This window comes from Cellulomonas sp. FA1, assembly GCF_000986825.1.
Taxonomy (GTDB): domain Bacteria; phylum Actinomycetota; class Actinomycetes; order Actinomycetales; family Cellulomonadaceae; genus Cellulomonas; species Cellulomonas iranensis.
This window is the reverse complement of the sequence record NZ_LBMY01000001.1, coordinates 2,693,232-2,719,877: the sequence shown is the minus strand read 5'-3', so window position 1 is coordinate 2,719,877 and position 26,646 is coordinate 2,693,232. Positions and strand designations below refer to the sequence as shown.

The 26,646-nt window shown below is 73.6% G+C and carries 24 protein-coding genes and 2 pseudogenes; 21 read left to right on the top strand and 5 right to left on the bottom strand.

The genetic code is table 11. From position 1 onward, the window contains the following. Window positions 1–248 precede the first annotated feature (248 nt). Window positions 249–581: a hypothetical protein gene (locus GY42_RS19115; RefSeq protein ID WP_152667304.1), complete on the bottom strand. Its 333-nt coding sequence runs from the start codon at window positions 579–581 to the stop codon at window positions 249–251. Window positions 582–836: 255 nt separating this feature from the next. Between GY42_RS19115 and GY42_RS18730 the strand changes: the two genes are divergently transcribed. The 5 genes from GY42_RS18730 to GY42_RS12225 all read left to right on the top strand — a co-directional run bounded on the left by GY42_RS18730 (window position 837) and on the right by GY42_RS12225 (window position 5,245). Continuing rightward, the gene (locus GY42_RS18730) at window positions 837–3,464 is read left to right on the top strand and encodes an RHS repeat-associated core domain-containing protein (protein ID WP_152667303.1); all 2,628 of its coding nucleotides are present in this window, start codon (window positions 837–839) and stop codon (window positions 3,462–3,464) included. 56 nt (window positions 3,465–3,520) lie between these two features. Next, the gene (locus GY42_RS12240; RefSeq protein WP_046529535.1) at window positions 3,521–3,886 is read left to right on the top strand and encodes a hypothetical protein; all 366 of its coding nucleotides are present in this window, start codon (window positions 3,521–3,523) and stop codon (window positions 3,884–3,886) included. A gap of 272 nt (window positions 3,887–4,158) precedes the next feature. Next, window positions 4,159–4,515, top strand: a complete 357-nt coding sequence (locus tag GY42_RS12235) for a hypothetical protein (protein ID WP_152667302.1) — start codon at window positions 4,159–4,161, stop codon at window positions 4,513–4,515. Between the two features lie 70 nt (window positions 4,516–4,585). Then, window positions 4,586–4,723 (top strand): hypothetical protein, encoded by a 138-nt coding sequence (locus GY42_RS19460; RefSeq protein WP_160309416.1) that lies wholly within the window; start codon window positions 4,586–4,588, stop codon window positions 4,721–4,723. Window positions 4,724–4,927: 204 nt separating this feature from the next. Next, window positions 4,928–5,245 (top strand): hypothetical protein, encoded by a 318-nt coding sequence (locus GY42_RS12225; RefSeq protein WP_046529533.1) that lies wholly within the window; start codon window positions 4,928–4,930, stop codon window positions 5,243–5,245. Between the two features lie 72 nt (window positions 5,246–5,317). On the opposite strand, the pseudogene GY42_RS18725 reads toward GY42_RS12225, so the two are convergent. Further along, a pseudogene (locus GY42_RS18725) lies at window positions 5,318–5,558 on the bottom strand (transposase); the annotation flags it as partial. 365 nt (window positions 5,559–5,923) lie between these two features. Between GY42_RS18725 and GY42_RS19110 the strand changes: the two are divergent. Then, on the top strand, window positions 5,924–6,388 hold the full coding sequence (locus GY42_RS19110; protein WP_152667301.1) for a hypothetical protein: 465 nt from the start codon (window positions 5,924–5,926) through the stop codon (window positions 6,386–6,388). A 205-nt stretch (window positions 6,389–6,593) separates the two neighbouring features. Further along, window positions 6,594–6,959: a hypothetical protein gene (locus GY42_RS19105; protein WP_152667300.1), complete on the top strand. Its 366-nt coding sequence runs from the start codon at window positions 6,594–6,596 to the stop codon at window positions 6,957–6,959. Between the two features lie 943 nt (window positions 6,960–7,902). Here the strand turns inward: GY42_RS19105 and GY42_RS20225 are convergent. Then, window positions 7,903–8,058: pseudogene (locus GY42_RS20225) on the bottom strand (IS110 family transposase); the annotation flags it as partial. Between the two features lie 85 nt (window positions 8,059–8,143). Between GY42_RS20225 and GY42_RS12210 the strand changes: the two are divergent. Together GY42_RS12210 and hisC are read left to right on the top strand one after the other, a co-directional pair. Further along, entirely contained in the window at window positions 8,144–8,467 is a 324-nt protein-coding gene (locus GY42_RS12210; protein ID WP_152667298.1) for a hypothetical protein, read from the top strand. A 578-nt stretch (window positions 8,468–9,045) separates the two neighbouring features. Continuing rightward, the gene (gene hisC, locus GY42_RS12205) at window positions 9,046–10,113 is read left to right on the top strand and encodes a histidinol-phosphate transaminase (protein ID WP_046529529.1); all 1,068 of its coding nucleotides are present in this window, start codon (window positions 9,046–9,048) and stop codon (window positions 10,111–10,113) included. Window positions 10,114–10,141: 28 nt separating this feature from the next. Here hisC and GY42_RS12200 read toward each other — a convergent pair whose 3' ends face one another. Next, window positions 10,142–10,321 (bottom strand): hypothetical protein, encoded by a 180-nt coding sequence (locus GY42_RS12200; protein WP_046529528.1) that lies wholly within the window; start codon window positions 10,319–10,321, stop codon window positions 10,142–10,144. 134 nt (window positions 10,322–10,455) lie between these two features. Here GY42_RS12200 and GY42_RS12195 point away from each other — a divergent pair, with 134 nt between their 5' ends. The 9 genes from GY42_RS12195 (at window position 10,456) to GY42_RS12155 (ending at window position 21,007) form a co-directional block, all read left to right on the top strand. Then, window positions 10,456–10,755, top strand: a complete 300-nt coding sequence (locus tag GY42_RS12195; protein WP_201775274.1) for a hypothetical protein — start codon at window positions 10,456–10,458, stop codon at window positions 10,753–10,755. 143 nt (window positions 10,756–10,898) lie between these two features. Beyond that, complete coding sequence (gene pdhA / locus GY42_RS12190; RefSeq protein WP_046529527.1) at window positions 10,899–12,059, top strand: pyruvate dehydrogenase (acetyl-transferring) E1 component subunit alpha; 1,161 nt, start codon at window positions 10,899–10,901, stop codon at window positions 12,057–12,059. Further along, window positions 12,056–13,120 carry an alpha-ketoacid dehydrogenase subunit beta gene (locus GY42_RS12185; protein WP_046529526.1) on the top strand — a complete coding sequence of 355 codons (1,065 nt, stop codon included), beginning with the start codon at window positions 12,056–12,058 and terminating at the stop codon, window positions 13,118–13,120. The genes pdhA and GY42_RS12185 overlap by 4 nt, the downstream gene beginning before the upstream one ends. A 17-nt stretch (window positions 13,121–13,137) precedes the next feature. After that, window positions 13,138–14,685: a dihydrolipoamide acetyltransferase family protein gene (locus GY42_RS12180; protein WP_046529525.1), complete on the top strand. Its 1,548-nt coding sequence runs from the start codon at window positions 13,138–13,140 to the stop codon at window positions 14,683–14,685. Between the two features lie 94 nt (window positions 14,686–14,779). Next, the gene (locus tag GY42_RS12175; RefSeq protein WP_046529524.1) at window positions 14,780–15,712 is read left to right on the top strand and encodes a hypothetical protein; all 933 of its coding nucleotides are present in this window, start codon (window positions 14,780–14,782) and stop codon (window positions 15,710–15,712) included. Then, window positions 15,709–16,479 carry a copper resistance CopC family protein gene (locus tag GY42_RS12170; protein WP_082131518.1) on the top strand — a complete coding sequence of 257 codons (771 nt, stop codon included), beginning with the start codon at window positions 15,709–15,711 and terminating at the stop codon, window positions 16,477–16,479. The genes GY42_RS12175 and GY42_RS12170 overlap by 4 nt, the downstream gene beginning before the upstream one ends. A 56-nt stretch (window positions 16,480–16,535) precedes the next feature. Then, window positions 16,536–18,587: a cytochrome c oxidase assembly protein gene (locus tag GY42_RS12165; RefSeq protein ID WP_046530926.1), complete on the top strand. Its 2,052-nt coding sequence runs from the start codon at window positions 16,536–16,538 to the stop codon at window positions 18,585–18,587. 245 nt (window positions 18,588–18,832) lie between these two features. Next, window positions 18,833–19,114, top strand: coding sequence for an isoamylase early set domain-containing protein (locus tag GY42_RS12160; protein WP_046530925.1), 282 nt, complete (start codon window positions 18,833–18,835; stop codon window positions 19,112–19,114). 399 nt (window positions 19,115–19,513) lie between these two features. Beyond that, window positions 19,514–21,007, top strand: coding sequence for an MATE family efflux transporter (locus GY42_RS12155; protein ID WP_046529523.1), 1,494 nt, complete (start codon window positions 19,514–19,516; stop codon window positions 21,005–21,007). A gap of 216 nt (window positions 21,008–21,223) precedes the next feature. Here GY42_RS12155 and GY42_RS18295 read toward each other — a convergent pair whose 3' ends face one another. Continuing rightward, window positions 21,224–22,066 carry an NERD domain-containing protein gene (locus GY42_RS18295; RefSeq protein ID WP_052748365.1) on the bottom strand — a complete coding sequence of 281 codons (843 nt, stop codon included), beginning with the start codon at window positions 22,064–22,066 and terminating at the stop codon, window positions 21,224–21,226. A 189-nt stretch (window positions 22,067–22,255) separates the two neighbouring features. Between GY42_RS18295 and GY42_RS12145 the strand changes: the two genes are divergently transcribed. From GY42_RS12145 to GY42_RS12135, 3 genes are all read left to right on the top strand, one after another. Further along, window positions 22,256–23,554: an MFS transporter gene (locus tag GY42_RS12145; RefSeq protein ID WP_046529522.1), complete on the top strand. Its 1,299-nt coding sequence runs from the start codon at window positions 22,256–22,258 to the stop codon at window positions 23,552–23,554. An 83-nt stretch (window positions 23,555–23,637) separates the two neighbouring features. Next, window positions 23,638–25,803, top strand: coding sequence for a UvrD-helicase domain-containing protein (locus GY42_RS12140; RefSeq protein WP_046529521.1), 2,166 nt, complete (start codon window positions 23,638–23,640; stop codon window positions 25,801–25,803). Between the two features lie 64 nt (window positions 25,804–25,867). Next, a complete protein-coding gene (locus tag GY42_RS12135) occupies window positions 25,868–26,566 on the top strand; it encodes a hypothetical protein (RefSeq protein ID WP_046529520.1) in 699 nt (232 codons plus the stop codon). The last annotated feature ends 80 nt before the right edge of the window (window positions 26,567–26,646 follow it).

Genomic DNA, 26,646 nt, shown 5'->3' with positions numbered 1-26,646 from the left:
ACTAGATCCTGCCACCGGGGCGCTCGTCGTGGGCAGGCGTGTCGAGGAGGGCCCTCGTCGGACGCCGGGACACCCGCAGTGCACGGTGACGACCGAAGTGCGGACCGCGACGCCTGCAGGGCCCGCCGGCGCGCGGTCTCCCCGAGGTGCCTCGTCGGCGTCGCCGCGCGGTCGACCGCGCGCGGCAGGACGCCCCCGACGTCGCCGTCAGCCGCGGAGCCGGACCGCACGGCGACCCGTGTGCTGAGTCATGGTCGGCAGCTGCTGTAGACGGCCCAGTGCGTGTCCTGGAGACGCGGTGGTGCGTCGGCGGGGAAGGTGGCCTGTGCAGCGAGCGGGGTGAGCGGCCCGTATCCCGCCAGCTCCGCGGCTGCCAGGGTCAAGGGCTGGAGAAGCACCCCGTCGTCGGCACGCGAGCCGACCCGGACGTCCCGCAGCGGCCGGTCGAGACGGAGCGCGGTCACGGCCGCCACGGCGGGGCTGCGGACGGTGACCTGACCCGGGCAGCCACGCACGAGACCCGAGTCCAGCAGGTTCTCGGCCGACGCCATGACCTCGGCGCGGGTGCGGGTCGCCGTCATCAGGTCGCGCCACCCCGGTACGCCCGCGACGACAGCGCCTCCCACGAGCGCGAGGACGAGTGCTGCGCTGCACGTGCGTCGGACCGTGGGGCGCAGCTCGTCGAGCAGAGCCGGTACCGCTCGTCCGACCACTACGTGCCGGGGTACTGGGAGGACCGGACGACGTTCACGTACGACGCAGACGGACGCCGCACGGCCACCGTCGAGGCCCGGGGCAACGTCCCGGGTGCCAGCCCCGCGTCGTACACCACGTCGGTGCAGTACGACGCGGACGGCCGGCCCGTCGCGACGACCGACCCTCTCGGTCGCACGTCGAGCACGACGTACGACGCGGCCGGCCGGCCGGTCGCGACGGTCGACACGTCCGGCGGCACCACCACGACCGCGTACGACGCGACCGGGCTCCCGACGTCCGTCACGGCGCCGGACGGGGCCGAGACGGCGTACGGCTACGACGCCGCCGGGCGTGTCGCCGAGCGGGTCGACCCGCTGGGCCGTTCCACCGGGTACGCGTACGACGCCGTGGGCCGGGTGGTCGGGCAGACGGACCCGCTGGGGCGCGTGACGCGCACGACCTACGACGCCGCGGGCAACGTGGCGACGATCGTGCGTCCGTCGGGCACGCAGACCACCGGGGACCCGGACGACGGCACGATCACGTTCGACCACGACGAGGCCGGGCGGGTCACGGCGCGGTCGTTCTCCGACGGCACGGCCGCCTTCGGGTACGAGTACAGCGCGGCGGGTCGGCTCGTGACCGCGTCGCGCACGGCCGGCGGCACGGTGACGTCCGCGACGACGTACGGGTACGACCAGCTGGGCCGCACGGTGTCGGCCGAGCGCACGGGGCCGGGGGCCGTCGCGGCGGCCTACTCCTACACCTCGGCGGGACGTCTGGCGGGCGCTGCGTGGTCCACGGGGCAGTCCGTCTCGTACTCGTACAACCAGGTGGGTCAGCTCGTCGAGGTCGTCCCGGAGGGGCCCGGTGGTCTGACCCCGGTGAGCTACGCCTACGACGCGGCAGGCAACCGCGTCGCGACGAACATGACCGGTGCGCCGTCGTCGGGGACGCAGGTCGTGTACGACCTGGCGGGACAGGTGTCCACCGTCAAGCACGCGGTGGGGGCCTCCACGACGCTGCGCTACGACCTGGTGCGCGACGTGCGGGGCAACCCGACCCTCGTGACCGAGCAGGCGGACGGGGTCGTCACGAGGACCGCGTACGAGTACGACGGTGTGGGGCGGCTCACTGCGCAGTGCAGTCCGGCGATCGGGTCGTCCGGTGGGTGCGCGGGTCTGGTGCCGGGCTCGTGGTTCTCCTACGACCAGATGGGCAACCGCACGTCGGAAACGGTGCGGAGCGGGTTCGGCCAGTGGGCGGGTGTGGTGCGGACCGACTCTGTCTATGACGAGGCGGATCAGCTGGTGTCGCAGTCGGTCGGTGCTGTGCAGGTGGCGTCGTTCGGGTGGTCGCCTGAGGGGGCGCTGGTGTCGTCGTCGTCGGCGGCGGGTGACAGGTCGTGGGTGTCGGATCTGTCGGGCGAGCTGGTGTCGGTGGTGCTGGAGGACGGCCGGGTGGTCGGGTTCGAGCATGACGGGGAGGGCAACCGGGTGGCGCGCAGCGTCGACGGTGTGGTGGATGCGTCGTGGGCGTGGGACTCGACGGTTGCGGGTGTGCCGGTGCGGGTGGGGCAGTCCGCGCCGGGGGGTGCGGTGGTGTCGTGGTTGCCGGACGTGCTCTCGGGGGTGGGTGCGCCGTTGGCGCAGGTGTCGGTCGCGGGTGCGGGGTCGTGGTTGTTGGCTGATCCGTTCTCGTCGGTGGTGGCGTCGGTGCCTGCGGGGTCGGGGGTGGTGGCGGGGTCGGCGCGCTTCGATGCGTTCGGGGTGCCGGTGGTGCCGGCCTCGGGTGCTCTGGTGGGGCAGGGGGTGGGGTTCGCGGGGCAGTACCTGGACGGTGTGGTGGGTGCGTATGACATGCGTGCGCGTGACTACGTGGCGTCGTGGGGCAGGTTCACCTCGGCTGATCCGGTGGCGGTGCCGGTGGGTATGGGCATGGTCAACGGGTACGGGTACGCGTTCGGCAACCCGTTGGTGCTGCATGACGTGACGGGCAACTGGCCCGACTGGGTGTCGGATGTGGGTGCTGCCGCTGGGGGTGCGTGGCAGGGGGTCGGGGATGTGGCATCAGCGGCGTGGTTGTGGGTGGTGAACCCTGATGCGGCGACCATCGATCTGATCAGCGGAGTGGGTGAGGCCTACGACCAGGGTGGTGTGGGCCTGGCCGTGAACCAGTTCAACCCGGTGTACGGGGTGCTGGACAGTGGTGCGCGGGGCTGGGACCTGGCTCAGCAGGGGTGTGTGGCGGAGTCTGCGAGGGCGTTCACGGGTGCGACGTTCAGTGCCGCTGGTACCGTCGCGATCGCTGGCGGTGGCGCGTCGTGGGTCGGTCGCGCGCGTCCGGGCCCGAGCCCGGAGATCTCCGGTGCGCACAACGGGAACGGGTGGTGGAACAAGACCAATGCGAACACAACCTGGATACCCCCAAGCGGTGCTGGGGGTGTTTTACCGGGGCTTCCGGCGTCTGCTCCTCGGCCTCTTGGGCTGGGTTCGACGGGTCGCACAGTGCCGGGCGATCTTGCTGAGCAGCTCGCGATGACCGAGGTTCGCTCGGCTCCTGGTGGCACGATGCTCAACATGAGAGAGCCGATGGGGGATCCGCGATGGCCTGTTGCTGGCGGATGGGTCAAGATGTCGCAGCGTGTTAATGGGATTGATATCCACTATGTTCGCAACACTGTTACCGGCGCCGTCGACGATTTCGAGTTCAAGAACTTGTTCAATCCATACACTCTAGTGCAGCCGGGAAGGTCAATCATCCAGTAATGGCGACGTGTGCACTGAACGATCCTGCACGCCTTGCGGATCACCAGAAAAGCCGGGTGGCGGCATTCGAGAGCGCGTACCCGCTGACGCCTGGCAAGCGGTATGGCGTCGCTGGTATGGGCATCACTGAGGCGATTTTCTACTTCTTGGTGCGAGATGACCTCGGAGCGGCAAGGTTTGCCCCTGCCGGGATGTTCGAATTGGTCGAGTCGCCGATCCCCGTCGGGTGGCATTTTTCGCTGGGACCAGGCGTTCGCGCATCGGGCAGGGATTTGTGGGCCGACCCTGTGGTCGCGACCTGGGGGTATCGGGAGCTGGTTGAGGACCCCCGGCATTTTTCGGCACTGATTGATGAGGACCCGGCTGCCGTGGCGGTGTTCGCCCGCGAGATCTCCGCGGCAGAGGCCTCCGGCCAGGAGTGAAGTTCAGGGGCATAGTTCGCAGGCGTGTTAATGAGAGTGGTTGGAGCGGCCGTGGGGCGGGCGCTCAACAGAGGCCTCGTCGTCCACCAGATTGGGGGTTCCGGGGGCTTTGGACTGCATCCGAACGCGAGTGGAGTCAGGATCGTGGGTCAGGCAGCACACCACGCACCGCGCGTGGTGTACATGGACCAGACAGGACAGACGATCAACCCGATGACAGGACGAACGGTCTCGAACAGCAATCCGTGGGCTCACCTCCCATGGTGACGGCGTTGGCGATCCTCGTGGGTGCCGAAGTCGGCGGCGTCGCGTTCGTACGGGACTATGTTGAGGTCCACTTGGACGGTCTGATTCTGCGCGTCTTTTCCGAGCCAGCCGTCGAGATTGACGGGATGAGGTTTCAGTTTCCGTCAGAGGGTTCACGAGACCGTCTTTGTCTGCTGATCGGCCGGACGGTAACTGACGTGCGGGAGGATGCAGAGTCGCTTTTGCTATGTTTTGGCGGCCGAGCGCAACTTCGAGTGCCACTGGTGACAAGCGAACTCGTCATCGAGGCGGCGCATCTCGTTCCCGTGTCTGACGGGTGCCCGGACCTTGCGAACATGGTGGTGGGAGAGTCAAATCCGTGACTTCCTGAACCCTCTTCTCGACGCGGGTGTGAGACGTGTTCTGCTGAGGTCGAGCGCGGGGCTGGGTGACGTGCTCGATGGCGCGGCCGTGTGGGTGGGTGACCCCGGGCGGGCGACTGCTGCGTTCGACGCGCACGTCGCAGAGGCGTACGACGAGGGCGAGCTCGGGCTCGTCGTGAACCAGCTCAACCTGGTTGCTCCCTGCTGAGAACGGATCCCGAGGTCTGGAACTCGCGAAACCAGGGTATGTGGCGGGGTCGTCGCGGGCGTTCACGCACGCGGGAGCGGATCGACTTCGGTGAGACGATCGGGACGTGGATCTCGTGAGACGGGACGAGCAGTACCCCGACATTGGTGGGAGTCCTGCACTATTGCGCGATGGAAGTGTTCACATCATCCCAGGGAGGTCGCAGTGACAATCGGAGCACTTCCCTTCCGTGTTGAGGTCCTCCTGTCGCTGCAGCGAGCGCTGTGGGGCATGGTGACACCGTCGCTGCGTGGAGTCGCGATGCGACTGCAGTACCCGCTGATCGAGGCCCGATTGATTTTCGAGGCGGTCGGTGAAGACGAGCGCATGATTGCTGCTGAGGTTGGGTCGTACGTCATCGCAGACTTCGCGCCTCCCGTGGACATCTCGTTCACGGCAGTCGCTGCCCCACCGGAGACCGCGCGGGAGCTCTCCGCCGACGAGGAATGGGTCTACCTCCGAAGGGAGACTGACGCGCCATGACCCGCATTGCGAACGTCCTCTGGCTTGGGTCCGCGCTGCTCGCCGACGATTTGGGAGTGCGTCTTAAGCGCCTCATCGACGATGAGGGTGTAGCCGCGGCCTGAGGTCGCCGATTCCAGGAGTGATCGGGTGATGTAGTGGGCTAGGCTGCGGAAGCCGAGGACGGAGTCGCACAGGTGTTCGTGGCGCGGTTGACGGCCTCCGTCGGGCCGTTCGATGTCCCGGGTCGGTCGAAGTAGGCCAGGGCGTCGGCAGCTCGCGTCGTCAGGGTCCGCCCCAGGGTCCGCAGCTCGGTCAGGGCGGCCGGAACGCTGTGCCTGAGCCAATGGATCGGTTTCGTCATGAGTCGTTGGTTGCGAATGCGGTTGAGGGTGGCGATCGCGGCTGGAAATTCGACATTCTGCTCCAAGGCCCGAGTAGGGCTGGCGTCTTTCGTCGTTCGATGGGTTTCGACCCGGCCGGGCTTGATCTTGAATTGAGGAGTCATCTCGTGACGTACCTCCAGGCTGCTTCCCGTTCGGCGCCGATGACCGGCGGTGGAGCAAAATTCTCGGTACGGGGGCCGATGACGGGTCCATCGGGGCAGACATGGGCCATCACGACTGCCTCGGGTGTCGATGCCGATGGCACCGCTCGACTCGTCACTGCGACGCCGTGATGGCGCGCCTTGGTGCACCGATGACTCTCGTGTCGGGGCGCCGCGTCTTTGGTGTTCAGTTCGCGGAGGCTGACCCGCCGCGATCGATCCGGCTAACGATCACTGGTGAGGGTGGCGACGCTTGGCGCTTTGACCAACCTGGTTGGAGGTCGCTGTCCTTCGGTGCGGGAGCAACGGGCGCGTACGTGTGGTCGGCGCGTGAGGTGATCGTGCTTCCCGTTGTCGGCGCGGGTACGCCGCGCGTTGAGGTGGTCACCGACGAGGACCTACTGACGGCTGTCAGGGACCTCGATGGCTGGGTGCTGGTCTGCGAGACCTCGGTGAGGCGCGTGGTGAACGGCATCGAGACGAGCCGGGTCGAGCTGTCCGACGTCATCGCCTCGTTCGTGTGGGTCGACGAACGGCGCGTCGTAGTCGAGACTGCTGGCGGCCGGGCGATGGGGATCCTGCTCCACGGGGAGCGTGTGATCGTCGAGGGGCCCTAGCTCGAGCTCGATCGCACGAGTTACGCGAACGGTGGTCCGATCAAGGCGCGGATCTCACGCGGGTCAAGGCTGGGTTCTCCGTCAGTACTCAGAGGCCGGGAGTCCTACCGTTCGTCAAATTCTTCGGCACCCAGGTGGGGGCATCACGGCCCGACCCCCACCGGCGTCTGGTTGGACCCAACGGAGACTTGGGGGGAACTATTCGATGAAGAGCCAAACATGGCTGCAGCCGCTCGCGACGTCTCTCCATCGTCTGGCGGCGCCCGCTTCTGAGCAGGTCGAGCATCTCTCAGAATTAGGGGTTGGCGACCTCGTCGACGAACTTGCCCTTGAGTTCGACGACCTCTATCGCCCGCTCGCGCCACGCCTAGGGGAGGCCTATCCCGGGCTTTCTCTTGCTTGCCGGGAGCTCGATAGGAGGCTGGTGAGCTGGCGCCTCGGATGGACCTTCGCCGATCTGGAGTCGCCCGGCTGGGCAGAGATCCGCAGGGCCGCGGCAGCTGCGCTTGCCGCGCTCGCCTGCGAAACCGTCGAAGAACCTTGTGGCGGCGACCCACCGACTCAGCACTAGGCCCCCGGTCGAGTGCCCCATGAGCATGACGCGGGCGACGGGCCCGAGCTCGGAGCGCACCATGTCGAGGGCTGCACCGATCTCCTCGTCGCAGGTGCGCAGGTGCGCAGGTCGTCGACGTCGACGGGTGTCTGGTGGTCGCGCAGCGAATGCCCGTACTTGCCCAGGTCGAGGGCGTAGAATGCGGCGCGTGCCGGCGGGAGCCCTCGGTCGAGGGCACGTCAGGGTGTGGGCGCGCCGTTGGCGCAGGTGTCGGTCGCGGGTGCGGGGTCGTGGTTGTTGGCTGATCCGTTCTCGTCGAATGCCCACAGTGCGGCTCGGTCGGCGCAGAACGCTCAGCGCCCGGCCCGGATCGAGTCCATGACAACGCGGTCGGCCGGTCCTTGCTGTCGAGGTAGCTCGATGAGGTCGTTGCGAGTCGCAGCAACATCGCGAGGACGTTCTCCAATGACTACGGTACGTTCCAGGTTCGCGACTCTCTTCGGCGGGCCGGGACGGTTCCTGAAGTTCGAGTCGACCTGGCACGTCACGGATGCCGGCCTGCGGCTGACAACGGTTGTTCCGATGGGGGGTTCGCGATGAGCGCACGGCTTGAGGTGCCTCACCTGGAGGATCTCAGGGATCTTGGCCTCGTGATCGAGCCATCTGAGCAATCCGGGGTGGTTTCGCTGACGGCACGGGCGGTTGACGGTGGCGCTGTGACTCTCACGTGGGACGAGATCGCGGCCTCAGCAAGTGTCAGATGGGTCGACGGCGACCAGGAGCGCCTCGTGCTTGAGCGAGAGGCTGCGTCAAAGATCGCCGTCCACGCGGATGGCGCTTGCGTTCAGTTTCATGTCTGGTCCCGTTCGCAGGATCTCGGCGGCGAGCTCGTCGTGCGGGTTGGCGCAGGCGTGTACGTGCGCGACGCTCTGCTGCGGGTCTAGGGAGCCTCCTACCTTCGTCAAGGCGGGCTGATGGTGGGCTCGACGGAGTTGAGGATCCGGTAGAGCTGGCGGGCGAGGTAGCGCTTCAAGCAGCGCCGGATCTACCTGGTGGTGCCGCCTTCGGCTCGTCGTCGCTCGACGTAGGCTCGGGTGTCCGGGTCATGAGCGATGCGGTGAGCGCGCTGATGTGCGGGGCGGCTTTCTCATCAAGGGCGGCAGTTCGCCGAGTGTGGTTCCCTACAACCCGGGATGGACGCCATGAGGTTCCCTACGCCCACCAACCCAGCGCAAGCGCCGGTCTGGGAGAACTACATCGTTTCCCAGGCGGTACAGGCAACGCTCGGCCAGATACCTGTGCACGCTCTGGCAGTGGGCGTGCAGGTCGCCGGCTCGCAGGTGAGTCTCCGATTCCAGCTCTCGGAGTGCAGCGAAGCCGACCGGACTGACATGGAGGACATTGTCAGCGAACTCGAGGCGCTGGTTGGTGAGGACGTGCGTGTCCGGTCGGTCGGCGAAGTGAGGCCCGAACGCTCGATCACTGCAGCCGACGGACTGCGCTGGATCTTCCTCGCCCGTGCCTAGGACGTATCTCCTGCGTCTGTGACCTGGTGACGCAGGCGGCCAGGACGATGGCGGCGCGGTAGGTGATGCGACCTTGGCGTAGCGGATTGTCAGTCCTCGCCACTGCTTGGTCGGGGCGAAGGGCCGTTCGACGACGTTGCGGCGTCTCTGTAGGTCTCGGTGTCGAGGGCGGGCGGTCGTCCGCTGGCCGATCCATTGCGTTCGGATGACCCGCGGCGCGACACGGTCCACGCCCTTCAGGGGCTACGTGGTTCGTGCGTCGTGGGTCGCGGGCCCGGGCCGGCGTCGACCCCGGCCTGGGTCGCCCAGTTCGGGAACGTCTCGCGGTGGATCCCCAGCTGCACACTGATCCGCTGGCACGCCCCGACCCGAGTCGCCGGGCCACGCTTCGCCCCGCGCGCCATCCGGATCGCCTGGTCCCAGGATCGCCCGGGTACCTCCTCGGTGCTGCCAGGACTCTCGTCCTCCGTGGCTTGAAGGCCTCCCTGGAAGCCGGGGGGCACCCTCCGGTGTCCCGGTCGCCGCGGGACGCTGGTCGGCCGACCCGCCGCGCGCGTGCCCGGTGGCACCATGGCCCCGTGAGCCGCGTCCCCCTCCGCCGTGCCATCGCCGACGTCCCCGCCTACGTCCCGGGCGCTCGCGCCGCCGTCGGCGCGGCCGCGTTCAAGCTGTCGTCGAACGAGAACCCGTACCCGCCGCTGCCCTCGGTGGTCGCCGCGATCGCGGACGGCGCGGTCGACGTCAACCGCTACCCCGACATGTTCGCGACCGAGCTCACCGAGGCCGTCGCGCACCGCCTGGGCGTGACGCCTGAGCAGGTCGTCGCGGGCACCGGGTCGGTGGCCGTGCTGGGGCACGTGCTCGCGGCCGTGTGCGAGGCGGGCGACGAGGTGGTGCTGCCGTGGCGGTCGTTCGAGGCGTACCCCATCGCCGTGACGCTCGCGCACGCGCAGCAGGTGCGCGTCCCCGTGCACGCCGACGGCCGGCTCGACCTGCCCGCGATGGCCGCCGCCGTCACGCGCCGCACGCGCGTCGTGCTCGTCTGCACCCCCAACAACCCCACCGGCCCGGCCGTGCGGGACGCCGAGCTGCGCGACTTCCTCGCCGCCGTCCCGGGCGACGTGCTCGTGGTCCTCGACGAGGCGTACGTCGAGTTCGTGCGCGACGCGCAGGCGCCCGACGCGGTCGCGCTGCTCGCCGAGCACCCCAACGTCGTCGTGCTGCGCACGTTCTCCAAGGCGTACGGGCTCGCGGGCCTGCGCGTCGGCTACGCGGTCGCGCGCCCGCGCATCGCCGCCGGCATCCGCACCGCGTCCACGCCGTTCGGGGTCTCGCACGTCGCCCAGCTCGCGGCGCTCGCGTCGCTGCGCGCCGAGGGCGAGCTGCTCACGCGCGTCGAGGCCGTGGTCGCCGAGCGCGAGCGGATGCTCGACGGGCTGCGCGCGCAGGGCTGGGACGTCCCCGAGAGCCAGGCGAACTTCGTGTGGCTCGGCCTCGGCGACCGGTCCGTGACGTTCGCGGAGCGCTGCGCGCAGGCCGGTGTGCTCGTCCGCCCGTTCGCGGGGGACGGCGTGCGCGTGAGCGTCGGCGAGAAGGAGGCGACCGACATCTTCCTCGAGGTCGCGGCGGAGCACGCCCCGCGCTGACGTCAGGTGGCTCCGGCTGCCGCGCGGGTCACCGGTCGCACGCGCACACGAGGTTCAGCTCGAGGACCTCCTCGCCCGGGCCCGCCCACGCCTCGGCCTCGGCGCGCGACGCGAAGCGCCGCCCCGCGAGGCGCCCGTCGGCGAGCTGCACGACGACCTCGGTCTCGTCGCGCGGGTCCGTCCAGGTCGTGAGGCCCGGGGTCGTCATGGCGTCTCCTCCGTCCCGCCCGCCGCGGAGGTGCGGTGGTGCGTCCCTCCATGGTGCGCCCCGGAGGCACGGCGCGGCGGGATCGCCCGTCGGAGGTGGTGCGCCGCAGCGAGGTCAGCGGCACCATGGGGCCCATGGACACCGACCCGACACCCGTCCCCACCGTCGAGGGGACCAGCTGGGGCGCCGACGCCGAGTGGACCGCGTGGCTCGCCACGGGCGTGGGCCTCGCGGTCGTCGCGGCCTGCTACCTCGTCATCCTTGTCGCGTACATCCGCATCATCCAGAAGGCCGGCTACTCGGGCTGGTGGGTGCTGGTCGGGCTCGTGCCCGTGCTCAACCTCGTGATGTTCCTGGTGTTCGCGTACAGCCGCTGGCCCGTGCTGCGCGAGAACGACCTGCTGCGCTCGCAGCGGGGCGTCCCGCGCTCCTGAGCGGCGCCGCGCGGCGGGGCCGGGGGCCGGTGTGGGGTTCCGACAAAGGCGTCGGACGAGCGTTGTCCGTCCCGGTCCCTCGTAACCTACGGAGGCGTAGCCTACGCTGACGTAGGTTCGACCCCGAGGCGAAGGAGACCCGCGTGATCCCGACCGGACCCGCGGCCGACGGCCCGCTCACCGACGACGGGCTCGTGCAGCTGCTGACCCCGGCCGGCGAGCGCGTCGAGCACCCCGAGTACGACGCGTGGGCCGCCGACCTGGACGCCGACCGGCTGCGCGCGATGTACCGCGACATGGTGCTGACCCGCCGGTTCGACGTCGAGGCCACCGCGCTGCAGCGTCAGGGCGAGCTCGCGCTGTTCGCGCAGTCCCTCGGCCAGGAGGCCGCGCAGGTCGGCTCCGGGCACGCGCTGCGCCCGCAGGACCACGTCTTCCCGTCGTACCGCGAGCACGGCGTCGCGCAGGCCCGCGGCCTGGAGATGACGCAGCTGCTGCGGCTGTTCCGCGGCGTCGACCACGGCGGCTGGGACCCGGCCGAGCGCAACTTCCACCTGTTCACGCTCGTCATCGGCTCGCACACGCTGCACGCGACCGGCTACGCGATGGGCGTGCAGCGCGACGGGCTCGTCGGCACCGGCGACGCCGAGCGCGACGCCGCGGTCGTCACGTACTTCGGCGACGGCGCGACCGCGCAGGGCGACGTCAGCGAGGCGCTCGTCTTCGCGTCGGTCAACCGCGCACCCGTCGTGCTGTTCTGCCAGAACAACCAGTTCGCGATCTCCGAGCCGACCACGCGCCAGGCCACCGTCCCGATCGCGCACCGCGCACCCGGGTTCGGCGTCCCCGCCGTCCGCGTCGACGGCAACGACGTCCTCGCGACGTACGCCGTGACGCGGCAGGCGCTCGAGCGCGCACGCAGCGGCGGCGGCCCCACGTTCGTCGAGGCGTTCACCTACCGCATGGGCGCGCACACGACGTCCGACGACCCGACGCGCTACCGCACGTCGGCGCAGGAGGAGCACTGGCGTCGCCGCGACCCGATCGAGCGGCTGCGCGCGCACCTCGACCGCACGGGCGAGCTCCCCGAGGTGTTCCAGGCGCAGCTCGCGAGCGAGGCCGACGCGTTCGGCGAGCACCTGCGCACGACCGTGCGCGGCATGGGCCGCCCCTCCGGGCCGTCGATGTTCGAGCACGTCTACGCCACGCCCCACGCCGTCGTCGACGCCGAGCGCGCGTGGTTCGAGCAGTACGAGCAGTCCTTCGTCGACCACGAGGGTCACCAGACGGGAGGCCACCGATGACCGTCACGTCCGACCGCACCACCGACCTGCCCCCGGCGCCGGCACCTGCGCCGTTCCCGACGGGCACGCAGCGGCTGCCGATGGCGAAGGCCCTCAACCTCGGCATGCGGCGCGCGCTCGCCAACGACCCGCGCGTGCTGCTCATGGGCGAGGACATCGGCCGCCTCGGCGGCGTGTTCCGCGTGACCGACGGCCTGTTCGCCGAGTTCGGCGAGGACCGCGTCGTCGACACGCCCCTGGCCGAGTCGGGCATCGTCGGCACCGCGATCGGCCTCGCGCTGCGCGGCTACCGGCCCGTGTGCGAGATCCAGTTCGACGGCTTCGTGTTCCCCGCGTTCGACCAGATCACGACGCAGCTCGCCAAGATGCACTACCGCTCGCAGGGCCGCCTCACGCTGCCCGTCGTCATCCGCATCCCGTTCGGCGGCGGCATCGGCGCGGTCGAGCACCACAGCGAGTCGCCCGAGGCGCTGTTCGCGCACACCGCGGGCCTGCGCGTCGTGTCCCCGTCGACCCCGGCCGACGCGTTCACGATGATCCAGCAGGCCATCGCCTCGCCGGACCCCGTGATCTTCCTCGAGCCCAAGGGCCGGTACTGGGAGAAGGGCGACGTCGACCTCGACGCGCCGCTGCCCGCACCGCACGGCGGCACGTCCGACCTCGACCACGCGCGCGTCGTGCGCCCCGGCACCGACGTCACGGTCGTCGCCTACGGCCCCACGGTCGCGACCGCCCTCAAGGCCGCCGACGCCGCCGCGGCCGAGGGCACGAGCCTCGAGGTCGTCGACCTGCGCACCATCTCGCCGCTCGACACCGCGACCGTCGCCGAGTCCGTGCGCCGCACCGGCCGCTGCGTCGTCGTGCACGAGGCGCCCGTGCTCTACGGGTCCGGCGCCGAGGTCGCGGCCCGCATCACCGAGGAGTGCTTCTACCACCTGCAGGCCCCCGTGCTGCGCGTCGGCGGGTTCCACACCCCGTACCCCGTCGCCAAGCTCGAGCACGACTACCTGCCGAGCCTCGACCGGCTGCTCGACGCCGTCGACCGCACCCTCGCCTTCTGACCACCCGGAGCCCCCGCGTGCCCACGTACCAGCAGTTCCCCCTGCCCGACGCCGGCGAGGGCCTCACCGAGGCCGAGATCGTCGCCTGGCACGTCGCCGTCGGCGACCACGTCGAGGTCAACCAGACGATCGTCGAGATCGAGACCGCGAAGTCGCTGGTCGACCTGCCGTGCCCGTGGACGGGCGTCGTCACGCGGCTGCTCGTCACCGAGGGCACGACCGTCGAGGTCGGGACGCCGATCATCGAGGTCGACACCGACCCCGACGGCGCCCCCGCGCCCGGCGCCCCGGCCAACGGTGCCGAGACGCAGGGCGGCGTGCGCGCGCACCAGCCGCACCCCGACCGGTCGTCCGCCGAGCCCGGCGGCGCCGACGAGGTCGAGGCGTCCCGCCCCGAGCCCGAGGCGGGCGAGAAGCCCGGTGCCGTGCTCGTCGGGTACGGCGTCGCCGACGGCACGAGCGCGCGCCGGCCCCGCACCACCTCGGCACCGGCCGGCCCCGCCGGCACCACCCCCACGAACGCGCCCGCGCCGGTGACCCCGGCGACGGGCGCCCGGCCGGGTGCGGCGACCCCCGCGGCACCCCGCGCGTCCGCCGCACCCGGCCGTCCCACCGCCACCACCACCTCCACCGCCCCGGTGCCCGCACGCACCGGCACCGGGCGGGCGCTCGCCAAGCCGCCCGTGCGCAAGCTCGCACGCGACATGGGCGTCGACCTCGACGCCGTCGCCGCGACCGGGCCCGGCGGGATCGTCACGCGCGAGGACGTGCTGGCCCACTCGGTGCGCGCCGAGGGCCGCGACCTCGCGACGTACCCCGGCGACGACCGCCCGTGGCTCGCGTCCGGCACCGTCACGCCCGACGGCCGCCAGACCCGCGTGCCCGTGAAGTCCGTGCGCAAGCGCACCGCCGAGGCCATGGTCGCCAGCGCGTTCACGGCCCCGCACGTCACGGTGTTCCACACGGTCGACGTCACGCGCACCATGAAGCTCGTCGAGCGGCTGCGCGGCGACCGCGAGTTCGCCGACGTGCGCGTCACGCCCCTGCTGATCGCCGCGAAGGCGCTGCTGCTCGCGGTCGACCGGCACCCCGAGATCAACGCGTCGTGGGACGAGGCCGCGCAGGAGATCGTCTTCAAGCACTACGTGAACCTCGGCATCGCCGCGGCCACGCCCCGCGGGCTCGTCGTCCCCAACATCAAGGACGCGCACCGCCTCGACCTGCTGGGCCTCGCGCGCGGCCTCGGCGAGCTCACCGCGACCGCGCGGGCGGGCCGCACGTCGCCCACCGACATGTCCGACGGCACCATCACCATCACCAACGTCGGGGTGTTCGGCATCGACACCGGCACGCCGATCCTCAACCCGGGCGAGGCCGCGATCCTCGCGTTCGGCGCGATCCGGCAGCAGCCGTGGGTGCACAAGGGCAAGGTCAAGCCGCGGCACGTCACGCAGCTCGCGCTGAGCTTCGACCACCGGCTCGTCGACGGCGAGCTCGGCAGCCGCGTGCTCGCCGACGTCGCGGCCGTGCTGGCCGACCCCGCGCAGGCGCTCGTCTGGGGCTGACGCCCGGACCGCGCACGGGATCGGCGGGCCCGCGACCTGCTGAAACGGTTCGCGGCCTGGACCCGACGACGACGCGCGGGCGACGGTCGACGACATGTCGACGTCCCCGGTGCCGCCGGGCGTCGTCCCCGACGGCGGGGCCGACGCCGCGCACCGCGGGGTGCGCGGACCGGCCGACGCACGCCCGCTCGTGGTCGGTGCCGGGCTGGTCGGCGCGGTCCTCGCGGGTGCGCTCGGCGGCCTGCTCGCGACCGGCCACCGCGTCCCCGACGCCGCGGCCCTGCTCGCGGTCGCCGCGCTCGTGCTCGTGCCGGCGGTGCTCGTCGCCCGGTCGCCGCGCCGGGCGGCCGCGCGCGCGGTCGTCGTGGCGGGGTGCGCGCTGCTCGCCGTGGGGCTGCACCCCGTGCTCGTCGCGCTCACCGCACCGCCCGGCGCGCCCGCCCGCCCGGCCGGTCACGCCGCGCACCACGGCACGGCGCCCGTCCCGCCGCCCGCCGCCGCGCCCGCCGTCCCGGACGAGCCGCGCACGTGGGCGCAGTCCGTCGCGGCCGTCGACGTGACGGCGCTCGCCGCGGCCGGCGTCGACCTCGCGGCCGTCCGCGACGCGGGGTACGACCTGGCCGCGCTCGCCACCGCGGGCCTGGACGCCACGACGCTCGCCGCCGCGGGCGCCGACCCCGCCGACGAGCACGCGCCGCACCACGTCGCCGAGGCCGTCGCCGCCGCGCCCGACGACGTCGTCGCGGGGGAGGCCGCCGGCTCGCCCTCGGCACGCGAGGGGCAGCGTGCGGCCACCGCGGTGCCCGACGGACGCGAGGCCGACGCCGCTGCGGGTCCCGACGGGCGCGCGGACGGCGCTGCGGCCGGTCCCGAGGCGGACGGCGCCGAACCCGTGCCGGGCCGTGCGCTCGCGCTGCGGCTCGCGGCGGGCACGGCCACCGCGCTGCTCGCGGGCGCGCTGCTGCTGCACGCGGGACGCGCGTCACACCCCCGCGGCGGGGACCGGGCCCACGTCGTCACGTCATGATGGACCCGGACGCCGCACCGGCGGACGTCCGCGCCACCCCCACCGACCCCGGGAAGGTCATGCGTCCGCACACGCCGTCCACCGTCCGTCTCGTCCCCGCCGCGCCCCTGCGCCGCGCACGCGTCGCACTCGCGCTCGTCGTGACCGGGCTGCTCGCGCTGGCCACCGCCGGCCCGGCGGCCGCGCACAACGCGCTGCGCTCGTCCGACCCCGCCGACGGCTCGACCGTCGCGACGGCCCCCGACGCGATCACGCTGACGTTCGACCAGGCGGCGCTCGAGCTGGGCACCGAGATCGTCGTGACGGCGGCCGACGGCACGATCGTGTCCGAGGGGCCCGCGCAGCTCGTCGACACGTCGGTCGTGCAGCCGCTCGCGGCCGAGCGGCCCGCCGGCGCGTACTCCGTGATGTGGCGCGTGACCTCCGCCGACGGCCACCCCATCATCGGCGCCTTCTCCTTCACCGCGACCGACGCCGCCGGTGCGCCCGCCGCGCCCGCCGAGCCGACGCCCGACGCCCAGCCGACGCCCGACGCCACCGACGAGGCCTCGCCCGAGCCGACCATGACGACGCAGGACACCGCCGAGCCCACGGTCGAGGCGACGCCGATCTCCGCGCCCGTCGACGACGACGGCGGCGTCCCCGCCTGGGTCTGGGTGCTGCTCGCGGTCGTCGTCGTGGGCGGTGGCGCGGTCGTCGCGTTCGTCGCGCGCGGCCGCACGCAGCGGGACGGCACGACCGGCACCGGGCCCGGCGCCGGCGCCTGACGACGGACGACCCCGTGGCCGCCGCCCCCGCGCCCGCACGCGCCTACGCTGACCCGGTGGACGCGCAGCCGACGGTCGTGAGGTACGGCGCGCTGGGCGCGCTGACCGCGACCGCGGTCGTCGCGGTGCTCGTGGGACTCACGTTCACGGGTGCGGCGGCCGCGGTCGTCCTGCGCGACCCCGGGCCGCTCGTGCGGTGGGGGCTGCCGGTCGTCGAGACGCTCGGCGAGCTCGCGGCATCCGTCACGGTCGGTGCGCTCGTGCTCGCGGTGTGCGTGCTGCCGCGGCGCGCCGACGCGGCCCGTGCACCGCGCGGCGGTGCGGCCGTCGCGGTCGGCGACGCGTACCCGCGCAGCCTCGTGCTCGCGGCCGTCGCCGCCGGCGTGTGGACCGTGCTGTCGATCCTGCACGTGGTGCTCGCGTACGCGCAGGTCGCGGGCACGCAGCCGACCGCGCCGTCGTTCGGTGACGAGATCGCGCTGTTCGTCACGCAGCTCGACCTGGGGCGCACGCTGCTGTCCGTCACGACCATCGCGGCCGTCGTGACCGCGCTCGCGCTCGTCGTCGCGACCCCGACCGGGGCGGCGTGGACCGCCGCGCTGTCGCTCGTCGCGCTGTGGCAGCTCGCGCAGACCGGGCACGCCGCCGGCGCCGTCAGCCACGACCTCGCCGTGTCGGCGATGGTGCTGCACCTGGTGGGCGCCGCCGTGTGGATCGGCGCGCTCGCGGCGCTCGCGATCCTCGTCCGGCGGCTCGGCGCCGACACGTCCGCCGCCGTCGGCCGGTACTCCGTCATCGCCGGCTGGTGCCTCGCCGCGGTCGCGGTGTCCGGGGTCCTCAACAGCGTCGTGCGGCTCGAGGGCCTCGACGACCTCACGAGCCCGTACGGCGTGCTGCTCGTCGTCAAGGCCGCGCTCACCGCGCTGCTCGGGCTGCTCGGGCTGCTGCACCGCAGGGTCACCGTGCCGCGCCTCGCGGGCGGCACGGACCCGGCCCCCGGGCGCACCGGCACGGCGCTGTTCTGGCGACTCGTGCTCGTCGAGATCGCCGTCATGGGCGCCGTGTCGGGCGTCGCCGTCGCGCTCGGCTCCACCGCGCCGCCCGTGCCCGACGCGCCGCCCCCCGACCCGTCGCCCGCCTACCAGCTCACCGGCAACCCGCTGCCGCCCGCGCCGACCGGGCTGCACTGGCTCACGCTGTGGCGGTGGGACGTGCTCGCCGCCGCGGCCGCCGTCGCGGGCCTCGTCGTCTACCTGCGCTGGGTCGTGCGCCTGCGCCGCCGCGGCGACGCGTGGCCGTGGCTGCGCACCGCGTCCTGGGTGCTCGGCATGCTGCTGTTCGCGTGGACCACGTCGGGCGGGCCCGCCGTCTACGGTCACGTGCTGTTCAGCGCGCACATGATCCAGCACATGGTGCTCGTCATGGTGATCCCGCTGTTCGTCGCGCTGTCGGCACCCGTGACGCTCGCGCTGCGGGCCCTGCCGTCGCGCGCGGCCACGCTGCGCGGCGACGACTCGCGCGGCCCGCGCGAGTGGATCCTCACGCTCGTGCACTCCCGCTGGGGCCGGTTCCTGGCGAACCCGCTCGTCGCAGCCGTGAACTTCGCCGGCTCGATGGTGCTCTTCTACTACTCGGGGCTGTTCGGGTGGGCGCTGCGCGACCACGTCGGCCACCTCGCGATGATCGTGCACTTCTCGGTCACCGGGTACCTGTTCGTCAACGCGCTCGCGGGCGTCGACCCCGGCCCGACGCGCCCGCCGTACCCGCTGCGCCTGCTGCTGCTGTTCGCGACCATGGCGTTCCACGCGTTCTTCGGCGTCGCGCTCGTGAGCGGCGAGTCGCTGCTGGTCGCCGACTGGTTCGGGCTCATGGGGCGCCCCTGGGGGCCGTCCGCGCTCGCCGACCAGCAGATCGGCGGGTCGGTCGCGTGGGGGATCGGCGAGATCCCGACGGTCGTGCTCGCGATCGTCGTCGCCGTGCAGTGGACCCGCGACGACGAGCGCACCGCCCGCCGCCGGGACCGCAAGGTCGACCGCGACGGGGACGTCGAGCTCGACGAGTACAACGCGATGCTGGCCCGCATGGCCGACCGCGACGCCGGTCGCTGACCCCTCGCCCCGCACGGGTCGTCCCAGCCGTCCCCGCCTGCCCACGCACCGCTGGCCCCACCCACCCAGGCACCGCCCGCGCCTGCGGTGTCGGTGTCGGCGGGGGTGTCGGGTCGGCGCGGACGGGTGGGCGTCACACGGTGGTCACGTGCGGGGGCGGTGCCGGTCACACGCGTGCGGCACGCTGCACGCGTGCGCAGCGCCGCGTCGCCGCCCGAGCCGCCCGAGGGAAAGTGGTCCCGCCCGTGCTGAAGAAGTCCCGCTCCGCCCGTACCGCCACCTCCACGCTGACGTTCGCGCTCCCGGCCGCCGAGCTCGACGGGCCCGTGAGCGTGGTCGGGACGTTCAACGACTGGACGCCCGGCGCGCACCCGCTGCGGCGGCGGTCCAACGGCACCGCCAGCGTGTCGGTGACGGTGCCGACCGGCACGACGGTCCGGTTCCGGTACCTGGGCGAGCGCGGGCGCTGGTTCGACGACGCCGACGCCGACGCGATCACGCCCGAGGGCGGGGTCGTGCTCGCCTGACGCCGAGCGCGGACGGTGCGCGCCCGACCGCGCCTGTCGGGTCGCCGTCGCGTTGCGCGGTGCGCATCGCGACGCAGATCACGTCGGTCAAGCCGAGGGCGGGCCGGGACCGGGTCGGCAGCGGTCGGGAGGCCCGTGGGAGCGCTGCCTCGGGGCGTTCCGGGCGTGCGCACCCCGCGTGGCGGGGGTGCGGTTGGTGCGCGCGTGACGCGGGCTTGCCCTGCCGCCGGGGACGACGCCCGGACGGGTGCCGCATCGCGCGTCTAACCCCTGGCCACGCGGGATCGTATCGATACGATGAGGTGCTGACGCGACCGGCACGACCGACCACCGCGCCCCTCCACGGCCGCCCTCGGTGGCGGCCGGCCCTGTCCCCACCAGCGCGGAAGTAGTCCCGTCATGTCCAAGGTCCTGACCGCCGGCAGCCCCTGGCGCGTCATCGCCCTCTTCGCCGTCCCGCTCCTCGTGGGCAACGTCGTCCAGCAGATGTACCAGGTCGCCGACGCGATCGTCGTCGGCCGCACGCTCGGCGTCGACGCGCTCGCCGCCGTCGGCGCGACCGGCAGCCTGCTGTTCCTGCTGCTCGGGTTCGCCTGGGGCATGACCTCGGGCTTCGCGATCCCCACCGCGCAGGCGTTCGGAGCCGGCGACCACGCCGCCGTGCGCCGCTCGGTCGCGTCCGGCGCCGTGCTCACCGCCGTCGTGTCGCTCGTGCTGACCGTCGCCGCACCGCTGCTGGCCGAGCCCGCGCTGCGCCTGCTGCGCACCCCCGAGAGCCTGCTGCCGCAGGCCACGACGTTCGCGGTCGTGAGCTTCCTCGGCGCCAGCACGATGATGTCCTTCAACTTCCTGTCGGCGATCGTCCGTGCCATCGGCGACTCCCGCACGCCGCTCGTCTTCCTCACGATCAGCTGCGTGCTCAACATCGGCCTGGTCGTCGGTCTCGTCGCCGGGCTCGGCACGGGGGTCGGCGGCGCGGCGCTCGCGACGGTGGTCTCGCAGGGCACGTCCGTCGCGCTCTGCCTGCTCTACGTGTGGCGCCGCGTGCCCGTGCTGCACGTGCGCCGCGAGGACTGGCGCGTCACGCGCGACGACCTCGCGCAGCACCTGCGCCTCGGCCTGCCCATGGGCTTCCAGGCCTCGATCATCGCGATCGGCACGCTCGCCGTGCAGGTGCGGCTCAACGAGCTCGGGCCGGACGCGGTCGCCGCGTACACCACGGCCGCGCGCGTCGACGGCCTCGCCGTCGCGCTGCTGTCCTCGCTCGGCCTCGCGGTGTCGATGTTCGTCGCGCAGAACCTCGGCGGCGGGCGGCCCGACCGCATCCGCACCGGCGTCGTGCAGGCCACGTGGATGTCGGTCGTCGCGTCGGTCGTGCTCGGTGCCGTGCTCATCACCGCCGGAAGCCACCTCGTCCAGCTGTTCGTGGGCGACGGCGCCGACCGCGTCGTGACGATGGCGGCGCACTTCCTGCACGTCACGGGCGCGCTCTACACCGTGCTCGGCGTGCTGTTCGTGCTGCGCGGCGCCCTGCAGGGCCTCGGCCACACGTTCGTGCCCACCGTCACCGGCGTGATCGAGCTCGTCATGCGCGTCGGTGCGGCCGTCGTGCTCGGTGCGGCGTACGGGTTCGACGGCGTCGTGTGGGGCAACCCGCTCGCGTGGATCGGTGCCGTGGTCGTGCTCGTGCCCGTGTACGTGCGGTGGCACCGCCGGCTCGCGCTCGCACCGATCGGGCCGATGTCCGACGTCGTGGCGACCCCCGAGCCGATCGCGCTCGAGGGCCCGCACGAGGGGTCGGCCGTCGTCGACACGGTCGTGCCGCGCCCGCGCCGCCTCGTGCGGCGCCGCGGCGACCGGTCCGGCCGGGTGCGTGACCGCGTCCGTTCCTGACGGGCCCCGCGGCTCCGCCCGTCGCACCCGCCCCGGCGGCCCCGGTCCCGGCGACCCCGTGCGGCGTTCCGGCTGCTGAGCGGCCGGAACGCCACGCACGGACGATGCGCACCTGGGCGCCCGCGCACCTGGGCACCGGGGCGTCCGGCGGCCCGGCCCGGCGCGGCAGGGCGGCGGGTCAGCGGGTCGGGGTTCCGCCGCGGGGCGGGCGGCCCGTCACAGCGCACCCGCCCGCACCGCGACGGCGACCGCGACGGTCAGCGGCAGGCACCACACCGCGGCCGCGCGTGCGACCGCGCGGGTCGTGGCGGCCGACCTCGTCCGTCGCCGCGGGGCGCGCCCCGCAGCCGACGGCAGCACCGACGACTGCGCCGAGTGGTCGGCGGTCCGCACGCGCACCGCACGCCGCCGCCGGTCGGTGCCGAGCACGGACGTCGTCAGCTGGTCGGGGCAGCGCTCACCGCCCAGGTGCAGGTCCAGCAGCTGGTGGAGCCCCGCCATCTCGGCGGGCGTCAGGCGCGGCGGCAGCGCCCGCAGGTGCGCCGCGAGGTCGTCGACGCCGACGACGGTCGCGCCGGACGCGTCGACGACCGGCCCCACGTGACGGTCGGGCGCGCAGACCACCGCCCGCACCGCCGAGCGGTGCTGGGGTGCGAGCAGCGCCGTCACCGCGGCCGCCGCGACGAGCGCGCGCTCGAGGTCGAGGGCCACGGGCTCGCCGTCGTGCCGGAGCGCGCCGTCGTGCAGGTGCAGACGGCCCGGCCACGTCCGCACGTCCACCACCACGACGCCGCCGGGCCCGACGACCACGTGCTCGATCGACCCCAGCGGGCGGCCCGGGTGGTGCACGCCGTGCAGCGCCGCCCAGCCGTACGGCTCGAGCGCGCGCAGCGCGGCCGTGGGCGTCGCGGTCGTGGGGAACGCGCCGGTCGTCGGGGAGGTGCCGGTGGGTGCCGGTGCGGCGTCGCGGACGCGCGACGGCACGGCGCCCACGATCCGCGCCACCTGCGCGTGCGCGGCACGCAGCGCCGGCTCGCCGCCGGTCCTCGACGAACCCATGCCCTCTACGTCGGCCGTCGCGCCGCCGGACCTGAGCGGTTCCGGTGTGACGCGGGACCCTGTCCCGCCCGTCGGGCGGGTCGGCGGAGTTGGCTCGAGGTCTGCCCGCGGGGCACCTCCCGGACGTAGGGTCGCCCTCGGCACGCCGTAGGGGGCACGCCGTCGAGCACGCGCGACGAGGGGCAACGCATGACGCACGGGACGAGCACGCGTACGCGCGTGGCGGTGGCGGCGACGTACGTCGCGCAGGGCTTCGGGTACGCGACGGTGGTGACCGCGCTGCCGGGGCTCAAGGCGCGCACGGGCATCGACGACGGCGCCATCGCGATCGTGCTGCTGCTCGGCGCGCTGCTCGCCGCGGCCGGGTCGGTGACCGCCGAGCGCATCGCGCGCGGCCGCTCGTCGCGTGCGGCCGTCGTCGTGGGGCTCCTCGCGCAGGCCGCGGGCCTCGCCCTCGTCACCACCGCGACGTCGGTGACGCCGCTGGTCGGTGCGTTCGTGGTGTTCGCGCTCGGCCTGGGCATGGTCGACGCGTCCGGGAACATGCAGGGCGTCGCGCTCCAGCAGCGCGTGGGGCGCCCGCTCATGTCGACGCTGTTCGCGTGCCTCACCGCGGCGGCCATCGCGGCGGCGCTCGCGCAGTCCGGGTTCGCCCGCCTCGGCACGACGACGGGTGCGGTCGTCGCGCTGCTGGTCGCCGCCGCCGTCGCCGCGGCCGTCGCGCTGGTCGCGCGCCCCGCGCTGCTGACCACCGACGCGGGGGTCCGCACCACCGCCGGGCGCGTCGCGCCCGACCGCGGCGCGTCGGACCGAGGCGCGTCCGGCAGCGGCGCACCGTCGCGTGCGCCGCTGCCGCGCGCCGGCATCTGGCTGTTCGGCGCGATGGTCGCCGTCGCGTTCGTGGTCGACTCGGCGGTCTCGAGCTGGAGCACCGTGTACCTGCACGACTGGCTCGACGCCCCGCCGTCGGTGGCCCCGCTCGGGTACGCCGCCTACCAGGGCGCGGTGCTCGTGACGCGGCTCGCGGGCGACCCCCTGGTCCGCAGGTTCGGGCGCGAGCGGGTCGCGATGCCGACCGTCGTCGTGGCCGCCGTCGGGCTCGCCGTGGTGGCGCTCGTGCCGAGCCCCGTCGCCGCCGTCGCGGGGTTCGCGCTCGCGGGGGTGGGCGCCGGCACGCTCGTGCCGCTCGCGTTCTCCGCGGCCGGCGAGCTCGCGCCGGACCGGCTCGACGAGGTCGTCGCGCGCATCAACCTGTTCAACTACGCGGGCGCGCTCGTGGGCGCCGTCGTCATCGGCCTGCTCTCGGAGCTCCTCGGCCTCGGGCCCGCGTTCTTCGTCCCCGCGCTGCTGCTCGTGCCCGCGCTGGGCGTCGTCCCGCAGCTCGGCGACCGCCCCCGCCGGGGCGTGCCCGAGGTCGTCGCACCCCCCGGGACCGCGCTGCCCACGGCGCCCGAGCCGCCCGAGCCGGACGGCCGCCCGCCCCGCTGACGTGGTGCACGTCGCCCGGTCGGGCGCTCATGGTCGGCCCGCGGCCGGCCGATAGGTCGGGTGACACCGGAGGACACCGACCCATGCCCGCAGGGGACTCCGCGGCGCTCGAGGCGCAGCGTCAGCTCGCCCTCGCCGCCGCCCACGAGAAGGCCGCCGTCGAGGCGCGCGCGACCGCGTCGCGCTACGGCGTCGCGTCCGCGACCGAGCAGCGCACCGCGCGTGCGCTCGCACCGCTCGCGGCCGCGGGCCACCATCTGCTCGCCGACCGGCGCTGGCCGGGCAGCCGCCGCGCGCAGGTCGACATGGTCGTCGTCGGCCCCGGCGGCGTGTTCGTCGTGGATACCAAGGCGTGGGCGGACGTCACGATCGACCGCGACCGGATCCTGCGCGGGCAGGAGGACGTCACCGAGGACCTCATGGCGCTCGCGGACCTCGCGTACCGCACCGAGGGCGAGCTGGCCGAGATCGGGCTGGCACCGGGGGAGGTGCACGCCGTCGCGGTGCTGGCGGGGCGGCAGGGCGTCGACGAGCGCGTCGGGCCCGTGCGGGTCGTCGGCGAGCGCGACGTGCTCGGCCTCGTCGCGCGCCGCGGTGCGCGGCTCGCACCCGCGCAGGTCGACCGCGTGCTCGCGCGGTGCCTCGACTGGTTCGGGCAGGTCGGTGCGCCCGCCCCCGTCAGCACGACGCTGCCCGAGCCGGTGCTCCCGGCGCCGCGCGTGCCGGACGCCGCGCCCGTCGTCGTCCCCGCGCTCGTGCCCGAGGACGCGGCGGGCGAGCCCTTCGACGTGCCCGCGCCGCGCGGCCCCGCGGGGGTGGCGCCGCTGCACGACGACGAGGAGGCCCGCCGCACCCTGCTGCAGGGGCTGCTCGCGGCGCCCGTCGAGGAGTGGATGACGTTCCTGCACCCCGCGCAGGCGAAGGTCGTGCGCCGCTCGTACAACGGGCCGGCGCGGATCCGCGGCGCCGCGGGCACCGGCAAGACGGTCGTCGGGCTGCACCGCGCCGCGTACCTGGCGCGCACCCGCGAGGGCAAGGTCCTGGTGACGACGTACATCCGGACGCTGCCCGACGTGCTGCGGCAGATGCTCACGCGGCTGGCGCCCGACGTGGTGGACCGCGTCGAGTTCGCGGGCGTGCACGAGACCGCCAAGCGCATCCTCGACGAGGCGGGCGTGCGCGTGCGGATCGACGGCAAGCAGATCGCGGCGGCGTGGACGGCGGCGTGGGGCAGGGTCGCGGGCGGGTCGATCATCGACACCGACCGCCACGAGCAGGACTACTGGCACGAGGAGGTCGCCTCGGTCATCAAGGGCCGTGGGCTGACCCGCTGGGACCAGTACGCGGACCTGCCGCGGCTGGGCCGCCGGCACCGGCTCGGGCTGCAGCAGCGGCGCGTCGTCTGGCAGCTGTACGAGGCGTACGACGCCGAGCTGCGCGACCGCGGCGTGCACGACTTCGCGGACCAGATCGCGCTCGCGGAGGCCGAGCTGCGGCGTCGCCCGCCCGCCGAGCGGTACACGGCCGTCGTCGTCGACGAGGCGCAGGACCTCACGTGCGTGATGCTGCGCATGCTGCACGGCCTGGTGGGGGACGAGACCGACGGGCTGACGCTCGTGGGCGACGGTCAGCAGACCATCTACCCGGGCGGGTTCACGCTCGCCGAGGCGGGCATCTCGGTCGCGGGTCGCGGCACGGTGCTCGACGTCAACTACCGCAACACGCGGGAGATCCTGCAGTTCGCGTCGATGCTGGTGCGCGACGACGAGTTCGCGGACATCGAGGGCGCGACGGCGCGCGGCGACCGGCCCGCGCAGGTGCCGCGCACGGGCCCCAAGCCGCTGTACGTGCGGTGCGCGGGGGAGGCGGACCGGCAGCGCCGCATGGTGCAGCGCGTGCAGGAGGTCGTCGCGGAGGTCGGCACCGGCTTCGGCGACGTGGGCGTGCTGTCGCTGTCGCGGCGCGGCGTCGACGACGCGACCGAGGCGCTGCGGCGCGCGGGCGTCCCGGTGGTCAACCTCGAGCAGTACGACGGCGTGCCCGTGAACCGCGTCAAGGTCGGCACCGTGAAGCGCGCGAAGGGCCTGGAGTTCAAGCAGGTGCTGGTCGTGGACCCGTACGCGTCGTGGTTCACCGACAAGCCCGACGGCCTGGACGACGTGGACCGCGAGCGGCGGGAGTTCCGGCTGCGCGAGCTGTACGTCGCGATGACGCGGGCACGCGACGGGCTGTGGGTGGCGTCGATCTGACGGCGGCGTCGTCGGGACCGTCGGACCGCGCCGCGGTGCACGCACCGGCGGTAGCGTCGGGCGGGTGAGCAGCGCGCCCGGACCGTACCCCGCCCCCGACCAGCCGGCGTCGGGCCCCTGGCCCGGACCGCCGCCGCGCCCGCGGCGCACGTCGGTGACGGGGCCGGTGTGGCTCACGGCCGTGGGCGTGGTGCTGCTGCTGGGCGCGCTGGTCGCGTTCGTGGCGACGATCGGCGGGTTCGTCGGCGCGGTGCGCTCGGACGTGCTGACGAACGACGGTCGGCCGGGGGCGGCGGTGCTCGCGTCGGCCGACGCGCCCGGTGCGACGGAGGTCGTGCTCACGGCGGGCGAGCGGTACGCGGTGTACCTCGTGGTGCCGCGTGACGCGGTGCGCGACGACGAGCGCCCCGAGCTCGCGGAGGACGTGCTGCTCATGGCGCCGTCGGGTGCGGTGGTCGAGGCCGACGGGTCGCCGGGCGTGAGCATGCAGACCGGTGCGGGTGGGCGCGTGGCCGCGACGGTGGGGGCGTTCACGGCGCCCGAGTCGGGGCGGTACACGGTCGCGGTGCCGCCCGCGGACGCGTCGGACGCGTGGGTCGCGATCGCCGCGGACAAGCCGTTCGGGCCGTTCTTCGGGTCGGTCGTGGGGACCGTGCTGGGCGTGTTCGTGGTGATCGGGCTCTCGGCGGCCGGGTTCGGGATGACGCTCGGCGGCGCGATCTGGTGGGTGCTGCGCGTGCGTGCGCGGCGCGCGGCTGCCTGACGTCGAGGCCCCGGCTCACAGTTGACCCTCAGCGGGCGCACTGGCTAGCGTGGTGCTAAATCGGTCTAGCAACGACGTGG

Excerpts from the sequence above, each read along its gene's own strand:
- GY42_RS12155 (WP_046529523.1), top strand. The coding sequence starts at position 19,514 with ATGTCCAAGGTCCTGACCGCCGGCAGCCCCTGGCGCGTCATCGCCCTC.
- GY42_RS18295 (WP_052748365.1), bottom strand. The coding sequence starts at position 22,066 with ATGGGTTCGTCGAGGACCGGCGGCGAGCCGGCGCTGCGTGCCGCGCAC.
- GY42_RS12185 (WP_046529526.1), top strand. The coding sequence starts at position 12,056 with ATGACCGTCACGTCCGACCGCACCACCGACCTGCCCCCGGCGCCGGCA.
- GY42_RS19105 (WP_152667300.1), top strand. The coding sequence starts at position 6,594 with ATGAAGAGCCAAACATGGCTGCAGCCGCTCGCGACGTCTCTCCATCGT.
- GY42_RS12200 (WP_046529528.1), bottom strand. The coding sequence starts at position 10,321 with ATGACGACCCCGGGCCTCACGACCTGGACGGACCCGCGCGACGAGACC.
- GY42_RS19115 (WP_152667304.1), bottom strand. The coding sequence starts at position 581 with ATGACGGCGACCCGCACCCGCGCCGAGGTCATGGCGTCGGCCGAGAAC.
- GY42_RS12195 (WP_201775274.1), top strand. The coding sequence starts at position 10,456 with ATGGACACCGACCCGACACCCGTCCCCACCGTCGAGGGGACCAGCTGG.
- GY42_RS12170 (WP_082131518.1), top strand. The coding sequence starts at position 15,709 with ATGATGGACCCGGACGCCGCACCGGCGGACGTCCGCGCCACCCCCACC.
- GY42_RS12175 (WP_046529524.1), top strand. The coding sequence starts at position 14,780 with ATGTCGACGTCCCCGGTGCCGCCGGGCGTCGTCCCCGACGGCGGGGCC.
- GY42_RS12140 (WP_046529521.1), top strand. The coding sequence starts at position 23,638 with ATGCCCGCAGGGGACTCCGCGGCGCTCGAGGCGCAGCGTCAGCTCGCC.
- GY42_RS19110 (WP_152667301.1), top strand. The coding sequence starts at position 5,924 with ATGACTCTCGTGTCGGGGCGCCGCGTCTTTGGTGTTCAGTTCGCGGAG.
- GY42_RS12145 (WP_046529522.1), top strand. The coding sequence starts at position 22,256 with ATGACGCACGGGACGAGCACGCGTACGCGCGTGGCGGTGGCGGCGACG.
- GY42_RS12210 (WP_152667298.1), top strand. The coding sequence starts at position 8,144 with ATGAGGTTCCCTACGCCCACCAACCCAGCGCAAGCGCCGGTCTGGGAG.